This is a genomic window from Pseudomonas sp. D1-36 (assembly GCF_051132205.1).
Taxonomy (GTDB): domain Bacteria; phylum Pseudomonadota; class Gammaproteobacteria; order Pseudomonadales; family Pseudomonadaceae; genus Aquipseudomonas.
The window spans coordinates 4,529,093-4,541,615 of the sequence record NZ_CP071674.1 but is presented as its reverse complement, the minus strand read 5'-3'; the positions used below and the strand labels follow the sequence as shown (position 1 = coordinate 4,541,615).

At 61.1% G+C, this 12,523-nt stretch carries 12 protein-coding genes; 4 read left to right on the top strand and 8 right to left on the bottom strand.

Annotation, left to right across the window (positions count from 1 at the left end; translation table 11 throughout):
- The first annotated feature begins 14 nt into the window (after positions 1-14).
- The 3 genes from J3P76_RS20280 to J3P76_RS20270 all read left to right on the top strand — a co-directional run bounded on the left by J3P76_RS20280 (position 15) and on the right by J3P76_RS20270 (position 3,795).
- Positions 15-557 carry a YaeQ family protein gene (locus J3P76_RS20280; RefSeq protein WP_420764188.1) on the top strand — a complete coding sequence of 181 codons (543 nt, stop codon included), beginning with the start codon at positions 15-17 and terminating at the stop codon, positions 555-557.
- Between the two features lie 157 nt (positions 558-714).
- Complete coding sequence (gene recJ / locus J3P76_RS20275) at positions 715-2,424, top strand: single-stranded-DNA-specific exonuclease RecJ (RefSeq protein ID WP_434609759.1); 1,710 nt, start codon at positions 715-717, stop codon at positions 2,422-2,424.
- 264 nt (positions 2,425-2,688) lie between these two features.
- A complete protein-coding gene (locus tag J3P76_RS20270) occupies positions 2,689-3,795 on the top strand; it encodes an NADH:flavin oxidoreductase/NADH oxidase (RefSeq protein WP_420764190.1) in 1,107 nt (368 codons plus the stop codon).
- A 76-nt stretch (positions 3,796-3,871) separates the two neighbouring features.
- On the opposite strand, the gene J3P76_RS20265 is transcribed toward J3P76_RS20270, so the two are convergent.
- Positions 3,872-5,497 carry a glucan biosynthesis protein D gene (locus J3P76_RS20265; protein WP_434701173.1) on the bottom strand — a complete coding sequence of 542 codons (1,626 nt, stop codon included), beginning with the start codon at positions 5,495-5,497 and terminating at the stop codon, positions 3,872-3,874.
- A 359-nt stretch (positions 5,498-5,856) separates the two neighbouring features.
- Here J3P76_RS20265 and J3P76_RS20260 point away from each other — a divergent pair, with 359 nt between their 5' ends.
- A complete protein-coding gene (locus J3P76_RS20260; RefSeq protein ID WP_434562483.1) occupies positions 5,857-6,042 on the top strand; it encodes a hypothetical protein in 186 nt (61 codons plus the stop codon).
- Between the two features lie 45 nt (positions 6,043-6,087).
- Here J3P76_RS20260 and J3P76_RS20255 read toward each other — a convergent pair whose 3' ends face one another.
- The 7 genes from J3P76_RS20255 to ydcS form a co-directional block, all read right to left on the bottom strand.
- Positions 6,088-6,387 (bottom strand): type II toxin-antitoxin system RelE/ParE family toxin, encoded by a 300-nt coding sequence (locus J3P76_RS20255; RefSeq protein WP_434609763.1) that lies wholly within the window; start codon positions 6,385-6,387, stop codon positions 6,088-6,090.
- On the bottom strand, positions 6,350-6,613 hold the full coding sequence (locus J3P76_RS20250) for a CopG family ribbon-helix-helix protein (protein ID WP_420764194.1): 264 nt from the start codon (positions 6,611-6,613) through the stop codon (positions 6,350-6,352). The genes J3P76_RS20255 and J3P76_RS20250 overlap by 38 nt, the downstream gene beginning before the upstream one ends.
- Positions 6,614-6,758: 145 nt before the next feature.
- The gene (locus J3P76_RS20245; RefSeq protein WP_434562487.1) at positions 6,759-8,183 is read right to left on the bottom strand and encodes a gamma-aminobutyraldehyde dehydrogenase; all 1,425 of its coding nucleotides are present in this window, start codon (positions 8,181-8,183) and stop codon (positions 6,759-6,761) included.
- A 146-nt stretch (positions 8,184-8,329) separates the two neighbouring features.
- Positions 8,330-9,142, bottom strand: a complete 813-nt coding sequence (locus J3P76_RS20240) for an ABC transporter permease (protein ID WP_434609768.1) — start codon at positions 9,140-9,142, stop codon at positions 8,330-8,332.
- A complete protein-coding gene (locus J3P76_RS20235) occupies positions 9,132-10,079 on the bottom strand; it encodes an ABC transporter permease (protein WP_434609770.1) in 948 nt (315 codons plus the stop codon). Before J3P76_RS20235 ends, J3P76_RS20240 begins: the two co-directional genes overlap by 11 nt.
- Before the next feature lies 1 nt (position 10,080).
- Positions 10,081-11,118, bottom strand: a complete 1,038-nt coding sequence (locus J3P76_RS20230; RefSeq protein ID WP_434609772.1) for an ABC transporter ATP-binding protein — start codon at positions 11,116-11,118, stop codon at positions 10,081-10,083.
- Positions 11,119-11,312: 194 nt separating this feature from the next.
- A complete protein-coding gene (gene ydcS, locus J3P76_RS20225; protein WP_420764199.1) occupies positions 11,313-12,464 on the bottom strand; it encodes a putative ABC transporter substrate-binding protein YdcS in 1,152 nt (383 codons plus the stop codon).
- Positions 12,465-12,523: the final 59 nt, after the last annotated feature.

Here is a 12,523-nt window from a genome sequence, read left to right as displayed (position 1 = left end):
CAAGAAGCCCGTTCATGGCCCAGCCGTCCACGACCTACAAATTCGAACTGAACCTCACCGACCTCGACCGCAGTGTGTATGAGAGCGTGAAGCAGACCATCGCCCGCCATCCTTCGGAAACCGAGGAACGCATGACCGTGCGCTTGTTGGCGTACGCGTTCTGGTACAACGAGCTGCTGGCGTTTGGTCGTGGCCTGTCAGACGTCGATGAACCTGCCCTGTGGGAAAAAAGCCTGGATGACCGTGTCCTGCATTGGATCGAAGTCGGCCAGCCGGATGCCGAACGCCTGACGTGGTGCTCGCGTCGTACCGAGCGCACCAGCCTGCTGGCCTATGGCAGCCTGCGTGTCTGGGAGGGCAAGGTGATTCCAGCCGTGAAGACCCTGAAAAACGTGAACATCGCCGCCGTGCCCCAGGAAGTCCTCGAAACCCTGGCCAAGGACATGCCCCGCGTCATCAAGTGGGACGTGATGATCAGCGAAGGGACCATTTTCGTGACCGACGACCGTGGCCAGCATGAAGTCCAGTTGCAATGGTTGCTGGGTGAGCGTGGTTGAGCCATTGACAAGTATTGAGTGAACTCATTGTGGCGAGGGAGCTTGCTCCCGCTTGGGTGCGCAGCGCCCACAATCAAGGGGGCCGCTACGCAGCCCAGCGGGAGCAAGCTCCCTCGCCACGGTCCAGGACCAAAAAGTAGAGAAATGTCCGTCCCCCATGCGCATAGAACCCCGCCAACTCCCCGACACCCTGCCGTTCCTTGGTGACCTGCCGCCCTTGTTGACTCGCCTCTATGCCGCTCGAGGCGTGCAATCGGCGGCTGAGCTGGACAAAAGCCTGGCGCGCCTGATTCCCTACCAGCAGCTCAAGGGGATCGATGCGGCGGTGGATCTGTTGGTGGCGGCGCTCGAGCAACGCCAGCGGATCCTGATTGTCGGCGACTTCGACGCCGACGGCGCGACGGCCAGTGCCGTGGGTGTGTTGGGCCTGCGGCTGCTGGGCGCGGCTCATGTCGATTACCTGGTGCCCAATCGCTTCGAATACGGCTATGGCTTGACGCCGGAGATCGTCGAAGTCGCCCTGACACGCGAGCCACAGTTACTGATCACCGTGGACAACGGCATTTCCAGCGTGGAAGGCGTGGCGGCGGCCAAGGCGGCGGGCCTGAAGGTGCTGGTTACCGATCACCACTTGCCTGGGTTGGAGTTGCCGCAGGCCGATGCAATCGTCAACCCGAACCAGCCGGGCTGCGAATTCCCAAGCAAGGCTTTGGCGGGCGTCGGGGTGATTTTTTATGTACTGATGGCGCTGCGGGCGCGCCTGCGCGGCCTGGGCTGGTATGCCAGCACGCCCCAGCCGAACATTGGTGAATTGCTGGACCTGGTGGCGCTGGGCAGCGTGGCCGACGTGGTGCCCCTGGACGCCAACAACCGGATCCTGGTTCACCAGGGTCTGGAGCGTATTCGCGCTGGCCGCGCGCGTCCCGGGATCAAGGCCATCCTGGAAGTGGCCAAGCGCGATCCGTCGCGCATCACCTCCACGGACCTGGGTTTCATCGTCGGTCCACGACTGAATGCGGCGGGACGCCTGGACGACATGAGCCTGGGCATCGAATGCCTGCTGACCGCCGACCCATCGCTGGCCCGTGAGATGGCGGCCCAGCTGGACGGCATGAACCAGGATCGCAAATCCATTGAGCAGGGCATGCAGCGCGAAGCCCTGGCTCAGCTCAAGGACCTGCCGGTGGAGTCGATGCCGTTCGGCTTGTGTCTGTTCGACCCGCAATGGCACCAAGGCGTGATCGGTATCCTCGCCTCGCGCATGAAGGAGCGTTATTTCCGTCCGACCATCGCTTTCGCCGATGCCGGCGACGGTCTTCTGAAGGGCTCCGGTCGTTCGGTGCCGGGCTTCCATATCCGCGATGCCCTGAGTGTCGTTGCGGCACAGCATCCAACCCTCATCAGCAAATACGGCGGCCACGCCATGGCGGCGGGGCTGACATTGCCCGAGGCGAATTTTCCGTTGTTCGCCGAGGCATTCGACGCTGAAGTACGTAGGCAACTGCGTGAGGAGGACCTGACTGGACGAATGCTGTCGGACGGCACCCTGGCGGTCGAGGAATTCCATCTGGAACTGGCCCGGGCACTGCGCCATGCGGGACCGTGGGGCCAGCATTTCCCGGAGCCAGTGTTCCACGGTGTTTTCCAGTTGGTCGAGCAGCGAGTGGTGGGCGAACGTCACTTGAAGGTTGTTCTCAAAAGTGAGTGCGGCTCGCTGAAGCTCGATGGCATCGCCTTTGGCATCGACCGTGAGATCTGGCCGAACCCGACTGTGCGCTGGGTGGAACTGGCCTACAAGCTTGACCTCAACGAGTTTCGTGGCCAGGAAACGGTGCAACTGATGATCGCCCATATCGAGCCGCGATAGCAGAACCCAAGCGAAACCTGTGGCGAGGGAGCAAGCTCGCTTGCCACAAGACCCAGGCAAACAGCTTGGCCACCCAGGGTCGGTTTTTTAAAATCGGAACCCTCCCTCCTTCGAAGTTGTCGACTAGTCTCTAAGCACTGCTTGATAGCCCTTGTGACGTCTTGTCGGATTTTTGCCCGCGGGGGCGGGTGTTGTACCTTTTTGTCACTCGTCGACTTTTCAAACAGAACCCTGGAGCCTGCCCACTGATTCGAGAGGTGCCCCATGAGTCTGCTGCTGGAACCCTATACCCTTCGCCAATTGACCCTTCCCAATCGCATCGCGGTTTCGCCGATGTGCCAATACTCGAGCGTCGATGGCCTGGCCAACGACTGGCACCTGGTACACCTTGGCAGTCGCGCCGTGGGCGGCGCCGGGCTGGTGTTCACCGAAGCCACCGCAGTCACCGCGGACGGCCGTATCACCGCCCAGGACCTTGGGTTGTGGAACGATGAGCAAATCCCGGCGCTGCAACGCATCACCCGTTTCATCACCGCCCAAGGGGCCGTCCCCGGCATCCAGCTGGCGCACGCAGGTCGCAAGGCAAGTACCTGGCGGCCCTGGTTGGGCAAGCATGGCAGCGTCAAGCCGGAGGACGGCGGCTGGGTGCCGGTCGGTCCTTCGCCAATCGCCTTCGACCCACAACACACCCAGCCGATGCAATTGGACGAGGGGCAGATCGCTGGCGTGATCCAGGCATTCGTGGACGCGGCCAAGCGTGCCCTGACCGCAGGCTTCAAGGTGGTCGAGGTCCATGCGGCCCACGGTTACCTGCTGCATCAGTTCCTGTCGCCCTTGAGCAACCAGCGCCGCGATCAATACGGCGGATCGTTCGAAAACCGTATCCGGCTGGTGCTGCAAGTGACTGAAGCGGTGAGGGCGGTGTGGCCAGAAGAACTACCGGTGTTCGTTCGCGTCTCCGCCACCGACTGGGTCGAAGACGGTTGGAACCCGGACGAAACCGTGGAACTGGCGCGACGATTCAGGATGTTGGGGGTGGACTTGATTGACGTGTCGTCGGGCGGAACCGCCGCGAATGCGGAAATTCCCACCGGCCCGGGTTATCAGACCCGCTTCGCCGAGCGGGTACGCAAGGAGTCGGAGATTGCCACCGGCACCGTGGGCATGATTACCGAGCCGGCCCAGGCCGAGCACATCCTGCGCACCTGCCAGGCCGATATCATCTTCCTCGCCCGGGAATTGTTGCGCGATCCGTATTGGGCCTTGCATGCCGATGATGACTTGGGTGGGCGCAAGGCCACTTGGCCGGCGCAGTACCAGCGGGCGACGCATCGGGACCAGCCGATCCATGAGTCGGATCTTCGGGACTGAATTGGCGATGAAACAAAAAGCCCCGGTCATTGGCCGGGGCTTTTCGTTTTTTGTTTATCGGGTGTCCAGAGTCGGTTCAGGGATACTTACGCCGATCCGGCGCCGGCGGGAAATACTGGTACAGCCAGGTCTCGCTCAACGTGCGGTCCTTGGAACGCAGGAAGAGCCGCATCTCTACCGGGTCCACGCGATCGTCGGTCGGGTACCAGTCGAAAGTAATGCGGTAGCCCTTGATAGCGTCCAGTACCAACACGTTGAAGTCCTTGACCTCGCCGTGGGAGCACGTCACGACCGGTTCGATACCGGTGCCCGGTGGCAACTGGTCGAGGCCACCGCCCGTGAAGTCCACTGCAAAGCGCCGCGCCCAGACGGTCGGGTAATGCTCGCCGGGTGCCCAGCCTTCGATGAAGCCGCCCATGCCGGAGCGGGTGGCATCGACACGCGCCAGGTCGGTGCTCACGGGTGGCAAGGCACTCCAGTAGAGCTTGTAGCCGTAATTCAGCGAATCACCGGCTGCGACGGGTTTTTTCGGGGTCCAGAACGCGACGATGTTATCCAGGGTTTCGCCGGTTGTAGGAATTTCCAACAGATCGATTGAGCCTTCTCCCCATGCGGTCGTAGGCTCGACCCACAGGCTCGGACGTTTGCTGTACCAATCCACGGTGTCCTGGTAGCTGTCGAAGTCATGGTCGGTCTGCACCAGCCCGAAGCCTTTCGGATTCTTGTCGGCGAACGCGTTGAATTGCAGGGTGGCGGGGTTGTTCAGCGGGCGGCAGACCCATTCGCCGTTGCCGCGCCACATGGCCAGCCGGTCGGAGTCGTGGATTTGCGGGTGAATGGTGTCGCACATGCGCCGCTCGACCGTGCCGCAGCTGAACATGCTGGTCATCGGTGCGATGCCCAGTTGCTCAATGGCGGTACGGGCATGGATGTGCGCATCGATTTCCATGACGACCCGGGTCGGCTGGCAATCGATATCGAAACGATAGGCGCCGGTGGCGCTGGGCGAGTCGAGCAGGGCGTAGACCACGAAACGGGTGCTGTTCTTGTCCGGGGTTTCGAACCAGAACTTGGTGAAATCCGGAAACTCCTCGCGCTTCTTCGCATAGGTGTCGATGGCCAGGCCCCGGGCCGACAGCCCGTACTGGCCGCTGGCATCGACGGCGCGGAAATAGCTGGCCCCCAGGAATGAAACGATGTCGTGCCGGTCCAGCTCCGGTGCCTTGAACACCCGGAAACCCGCGAAGCCCAGGTCACCGGTCAATTGCGAGGTATTGACCGTGGTCTTTTCGTAGTTGAACAGCTCCGGGCGGAAATGCACCTCACGGGCCATACGCGTCTTCGGGTCGACGCTGTACATGCGAACCGGTTGCTTGAAACCCATGCCGACATGGAAGAACTGCGCGTCCAGTTGCCCGTCCAGCTCATTCCACAGGGAGTGGTTGGCGTCGTACCGGATGGCATTGAACTGCAGCGGCGACATCTGGGCCAGGGTCGGTGGCAGGACTTGCTTGGTGTCGACGTAGCGGCTCTCGGCCAGCCGCCGGGCCTGATCCTTCAGCCCTTTGAAATCGAAGGGACGGGCTTCGCCGTCGGCGGTCTGGTCAGCGGCCCAGGCGCGTGCGGCCATGAGTCCCGACGCCGATAGCCCGGTGTAGGCGGCGAAGGCCATGGAGGCCTTGAGCAAATTCCTGCGGTGCATAAATACAACCTTAATCAAAGCAATCCCGAGCCGATCCTGGCAACAGAGATTGAAAAAGGAGTTCGGACATGCCTTTGGCCAAACGCGACGAACGTAAGAACAGATACCTGAGAGCTGGATCGGTTCACCGAGGCGCAAAATCATAGGGGAAATGCGAGCTTGGAGAGACAGGAAAGCGTGACCCGGTCAAAATTTCTTACAGTTATTTCCTTTTTTATGAACATTTTGGGTTTTTTTGACTAATTACTCTAAAACTCCCTTTTCACCCGATGAATCCTCCCTATTCTTGAGTGTGAAGGACGATGTAACCGGTTCACCGGGCGCTATCAGGTCAACTCGACGTAACAGAAGGACAAGTCATGACGAAAATACAGGGCCTTACCGAAATGCTGGGAGTCTTCCCGGGCCTGATCAACGCGCGCAAGAAACGCCGGCTCAGCCGGGAAGAATTGAGATTGGTCGAACGGTACCGGGAGCTGTCGGAAAGCGACCGGATCGCCATGCGCTACCTGCTGGATGCGATGCGCAGTGTTTCGCGGTTTTGAATACCGATGGAGATCGGCGGCTGGGTCGGGACGTGTTAGTCGGCGTTACTGCTCTGACCAGTCCTGGGGGCGCTCGGTGCGCTGGTGCAATACTCGCAGGACCTGCAGTTGCCCATGCAAGAGTCGGTAAGGCGCAAAAAACGGATAGCGCGTCAGCACCAGCTCTCGGATATCGGGAGCAGGTGAGGGACGACCCGAGCCAGGAAAACGCTGCAGTTGCTGCAACGTTTCAAGGATCGTGAGGACGACCTCATCAGCATCGTCCGGGCCGATAGCGTGGGAGTAATATTCATGGATCGAGTCGAGGTCACTCTGTGCTTTGTCGGTCAGTACGATGCTCGGCACGCTTTGCCCACTTAGCCTTCACGGCGTCCAGGTCGGTCAGATGTCCAGCATCGGCATCCGCCATGCCTTCGCTGATCGCTTGCAGATGCCACGATTCGGCTTCCACATATCGAACCAATGCACGCTTGAGGTGATATTGACGGTCGCGGTCGGTGGCGGCAGCCAGCAAGTCCAATTGCTGGGCCAGACCTTCCTCGACACGAAAGGACAAAACGGGCGAGGCCATGGTTCATCTCCTGGATGTATACATTGTAGACACCCTAGGCGCTGCCAGAATCTCCGTCAACCGGCGGCGTGCACCGATCGACGAAAACCTTAGCAGGACGAACGCGGGGCAGGCATGGGCATGTGTTGCCAACGTTGTCTTTACATCAGTGCTTGAACATCACATGCCGCACCACCGTGTAATCCTCCAACCCATACATGGACATGTCCTTGCCGTAGCCAGAACGTTTCTGACCGCCATGGGGCATTTCGCTGACCAGCATGAAGTGGGTATTCACCCAGGTGCAGCCGTATTGCAGCCGCGCCGAGAGGCGATGGGCGCGGCCGATGTCGGTGGTCCATACCGATGAGGCCAGTCCGTAGTCCGAATCGTTGGCCCAGGCCAACACTTGCGCTTCATCAAGGAACGGCGTGACGGACACCACCGGGCCGAAGACTTCGCGGCGGACGATTTCGTCATCCTGCTGGGCATCGGCCAGCACTGTCGGTTCGAAAAAGAAACCGTTGCCTTCTACCGCCTTGCCCCCGGTGACCAGGCGGATGTGGGGCTGGGCGATGGCTCGCTCGACGAAGGCGGCCACTCGGTCACGATGCTGGGCAGTGATCAGCGGCCCCATCTCGGTGTCGGGCTCGTTCTGCAGACCGTACTTGATGCTGGCGACGGCGGCGCCGAGTTTCTCGACAAACTTGTCGTAGATGCCTTGCTGGGCGTAGATGCGGCAAGCGGCGGTGCAATCCTGGCCAGCGTTATAGAAGCCGAAGGTGCGGATACCTTCCACCGCAGCGTCGATGTCGGCATCATCGAAAATGATCACCGGGGCCTTGCCGCCCAACTCCATGTGCATGCGTTTGACGCTGTCGGCGGTACTGGAAATGATGTTCGAGCCAGTGGCGATGGAGCCTGTGAGGGATACCATGCGCACTTTCGGGTGGGTGACCAGCGGGTTGCCCACGGTTTGCCCGCGGCCGAAGATCACGTTGAGCACGCCCGCCGGAAATATCTCTGATGCCAATTCCGCCATGCGCAACGCTGTCAGCGGCGTCTGCTCCGACGGCTTGAGCACCACCGTGTTGCCGGCGGCCAGGGCGGGGGCGATTTTCCAGGCAACCATCATCAACGGGTAATTCCACGGTGCGATGGACGCGATGACGCCCACCGGGTCGCGACGGATCATCGAGGTGTGGCCCGGCAGGTATTCGCCGCCCGCCGAGCCGTTCATGCAGCGACTGGCGCCGGCAAAGAAGCGGAACACGTCGGCGATTGCCGGGATTTCGTCGTTCAGCGCGGCGTTGAACGGTTTGCCGCAGTTATCCGATTCCAGTTTCGCCAGTTCCTCGCCATGGGTCTCGATGGCGTCCGCCAGCTTGAGCAGCAACAGGGAACGGTCCTTGGGCGGCACCTGCGACCAGGATTCGAAGGCGTTGTCGGCAGCGCGGACCGCGGCATCGACCTGGGCCTCGCTGGCTTCGTTGATTTCCACCAGCACCCGGCCCAGGGCCGGATTGAAAACGGCCTGGCCAGGGCCCTCGCCGTTGACGAGGTGGCCGTTGATAAGCAGTTTGGTTTGCATGTCCATGTCCTCTTGAACGTTAGTGCTTTTCTGTGGGAGCGAGCCTGCTCGCGAAGGCGTCCATGCAGCCGACATCTGTGTTGAGCGCTGGTCAGTCATCGCGAGCAGGCTCGCCCCCACAGGGGATAATCATCTTGGCGGCGAATCTATTTCCCACCGCTCCCCGCCACGCTTTCGCCACCACGGGTCAGGTAATACGCGCCGAGGATCGGCAACATCGTGACCAACATCACCAGCATCGCCACCACATTGGTTACTGGGACGTCGCGAGGGCGGCTGAGCTGGTTGAGCAGCCAGAGCGGCAAGGTGCGCTCGTGGCCGGCGGTGAAGGTGGTGACGATGATTTCATCGAACGACAAGGCAAACGCCAGCATCCCTCCGGCCAGCAGGGCCGACCCCAGGTTGGGCAGGACGATGTAGCGAAAGGTCTGCCAGCCGTCGGCGCCCAGGTCCATCGAGGCTTCGATCAGACTATGGGACGTGCGGCGCAGGCGGGCGATGACGTTGTTGTAGACGATCACCACGCAGAAGGTTGCGTGGCCGACGATGATGGTGAACATCCCCGGCTCGATGCCCAGGCTCTTGAAGGTCGCCAACAGCGCAATGCCGGTGATGATCCCCGGTAGGGCAATCGGCAGGATCAACATCAGGGAAATGCCTTGTTTGCCGAAGAAGTCCCGGCGATACAGCGCCGCCGAGGCCAGGGTGCCGAGCACCATGGCGATCAGCGTGGCGACAGCCGCCACTTGCAACGACAACTTGATCGCTTCCAGCACGTCCGGGCGCGAAAAGGCCACGCTAAACCATTTTAACGTCAGGCCCTTGGGCGGGAAGCTGAACGCGGCGTCTTCGGTGTTGAAGGCATAAAGGAAGATGATCAGGATCGGGAAGTGCAGGAACACCAGCCCGCCCCATGCCGCGATGCGCAGGCCCCATGACGCTCGAGAGTCAGAGTGCATCGAAAGCCCCCAGTCGCTTGACGATGGAAAGATAGATGGCGATCAGCACGATGGGCACCAGCGTGAATGCCGCGGCCATGGGCATGTTGCCGATGGCGCCTTGCTGGGCGTAGACCATGCTGCCGACGAAGTAGCCCGGCGGGCCCACCAGTTGCGGCACGATGAAATCCCCCAGGGTCAGCGAGAAGGTGAAGATCGAGCCGGCCGCGATGCCTGGGACCGACAGCGGCAGGATCACCTGCATGAATGTCTGGTGTGGACGGGCGCCCAGGTCCGCCGAGGCCTGCAGCAGCGACGGCGGCAGGCGTTCCAGGGATGCCTGGATCGGCAGGATCATGAACGGCAGCCAGATGTAGACGAACACCAGGAAGCGCCCCAAGTGCGATGTGGACAACGTGCTGCCGCCCACGCCGGGAATCTCCAGCGCCCATTGCAGCAGCGGCCCCAGGCCCAGGTGCTGGACGAACCATTGCGCCACGCCGCCTTTGGCCAGCAACAGCGTCCAGGCATAGGCCTTGACGATATAGCTGGCCCACATCGGCAGCATCACCGCGATGTAGAAGAACGCCTTGGTCTTGCCGCTGGTGTGGCGCGCCATGTAATAGGCAATCGGGAACGCAACCAGGGCGCTCGCGATGGACACGGCAATCGCCATGGTCAGGGTGCGAGCGATGATGTCGAAATTCGATGGCTGAAACAGTGCTGAAAAATTCGCCAGGGTCAGGTCCGGCGTGACCGCCATGGTGAAGTCGTCGAAAGTGTAGAAGCCCTGCCAGAGCAGGGTCAGCAACGAACCCAGGTAGATCGCGCCGAACCAGATCAGCGGAGGCACCAGCAGCATCGACAGATACAGATTCGGTCGTCGGTACAGCAGATTCGAAAAGCGCCGCAACGCCGAGCCGTGCGTCGCTGTTTGAGCCATGGCCAGGGTGCTCATCTCAGACCTCGCTGCCGACGGTGTCGTGCAGGGCAACCATCGCCTCGCGGGCCCAGCGCACGGCCAGGTGCTGGCCGGCCTGATGCCGGGTGCCGTTGTCGCTCCACTGGGTGTTGGCCTGGCTGAGGCTCAGGGTCTGGCCGTTTTCCAGCTTCAATTCGTAGCGTGTCGCGCTGCCTTGGTACTGGATGTCATGGAGCAGGCCATTGACCTCTATTTCATGACTCGCCAGCGGTCCTTCGGCAAAACGCACGTGTTCCGGACGAATCGAGAACGGCTGTGGATAACCGCTCAGTTGTCGCGCCAGTTCGCCGCGGATCACGTTGGAGGTGCCGACGAATTCGGCAACGAAGGTAGTGGCCGGTTTCATGTACAGGTTGCGCGGCGTATCGACCTGTTCAATGCGGCCCTTGTTGAACACCGCCACGCGATCGGACATCGACAACGCTTCGGTCTGGTCATGAGTAACGAAAATGAAGGTGATGCCCAGCTGCCGTTGCAGCTTCTTCAGTTCGCCTTGCATCTGTTCACGCAGCTTCAAGTCGAGGGCGCCCAGCGGCTCGTCCAGCAACAATACCCGTGGGCGATTGACCAACGCACGGGCCAGGGCGACACGCTGGCGCTGGCCGCCGGAAAGTTGCACCGGCTTGCGCTCGCCGTAGCCGCCCAGGGCTACCATCTCCAAGGCTTCGTCGGCGCGCTTGATGCGCTCGGCCTTGGCGACGCCTTTGACTTTCAAGCCATAGGCCACGTTGTCGCGCACATTCATATGGGGGAACAGGGCGTAGTCCTGGAAAACCGTATTCACGTCCCGCTGGTAGGGCGCAAGACCCACGGCTTCTTCACCGTGGATACGGATCGAACCGGCGCTGGGTTGCTCGAAGCCTGCGATCAGCCGCAGGCAGGTGGTCTTGCCGGAGCCGGAAGGGCCCAGCATGGAGAAGAACTCGCCGTCCTGGATGTCGATGGAGACCCGATCGACGGCCTTCACATCGCCGAACTGACGGGACACATGGGTGAACTGGACTGCAAGTGTCATGGTGCGGGGCTCCACAAAACGGGGCGCTATGAATATTGAAATGCAATCCCGTGGCGAGGGAGCTTGCTCCCGCTGGCGGGCGAAGCACGCCCAAAACCGACCGATGCGGTCTTGCCTGTTTCACCGCATCGGCTGGTTTTGGGATGGCTGCGCCATCCAGCGGGAGCAAGCTCCCTCGCCACGGAGATAGTGCGTTAACGCCCACCCATGATCGCTATGTAATCCTGGGTCCAGCGGCTGTACGGTACGAACTTGCCACCCTCGGCCTGGGGCGTTTTCCAGAAAGCGATCTTGTCGAACTGATCGAAGCCGTTGGTTTTGCAACCTTCGGCGCCCAGCAGTTCGCTGCCTTTGCACGCCTCGGGCACGGCAGGCAAGGAGCCGAACCATGCGGCCACGTCACCCTGGACTTTCGGTTGCAGCGACCAATCCATCCACTTGTAGGCGCAGTTGGGGTGCTTGGCCTCGGCGTGCAGCATGGTGGTGTCGGCCCAGCCGGTGGCGCCTTCTTTGGGAATGGTCGAGGCGATTGGCTGTTTCTCGTTCATCAAACCGTTGACCTGATACGGCCAGGCGCCGGACGCCACCACGCCTTCGTTCTTGAAGTCGCTCATCTGCACGGTGGTGTCATGCCAGTAGCGGTGAATCAACGGTTGCTGGGCCCGTAGCAATTGGAGCACAGCCTTGTACTGGGTTTCGTCGAGCTGGTACGGGTCCTTGATACCCAGTTCAGGTTTGGCGGTCATGAGATAAAGCGCCGCGTCGGCGATGTAGATCGGGCCGTCGTAGGCTTGCACGCGCCCCTTGTTCGGCTTTCCGTCGGGCAGGTTCTGGGCTTCGAACAGCACGCTCCAACTGGTCGGTGCCTGCTTGAATACCTGGGTGTTGTACATCAACACGTTTGGGCCCCACTGGTAGGGCGTGCCGTAGGTCTGTTGATTGACCACATACCACGGCGCGTCTTTGAGGCGCGGGTCGAGGTTTTTCCAATTGGCGATCAGCGCGGTGTTGATCGGCTGCACGCGTTTGCCGGCAATCAGCCGCAACGAGGCATCGCCCGAAGCAGTGACGAGGTCATAGCCGCCCTTGCTCATCAGGCTGACCATTTCATCGGACGTGGCGGCGGTTTTCACGTTGACCTTGCAGCCGGTTTCCTTTTCGAAACCGGTGACCCAGTCATAGGCCTTGTCGCTTTCACCGCGTTCGATGTAGCCCGGCCAGGCGACGATATCCAATTGGCCTTCGCCGGCACCAATGGCCTTGAGCGGTTCGGCGGCCTGGACGCTGACGCTGGTCAGCAGCGCCGTGGTGATTGCACTGAGCAATACGGTCTTGTGCGCGTACATGGAAATCCCTCTTGCTTTAATTATGGTCGGGGCAGTTTTTTGAGAACGTGTCGCTGGTT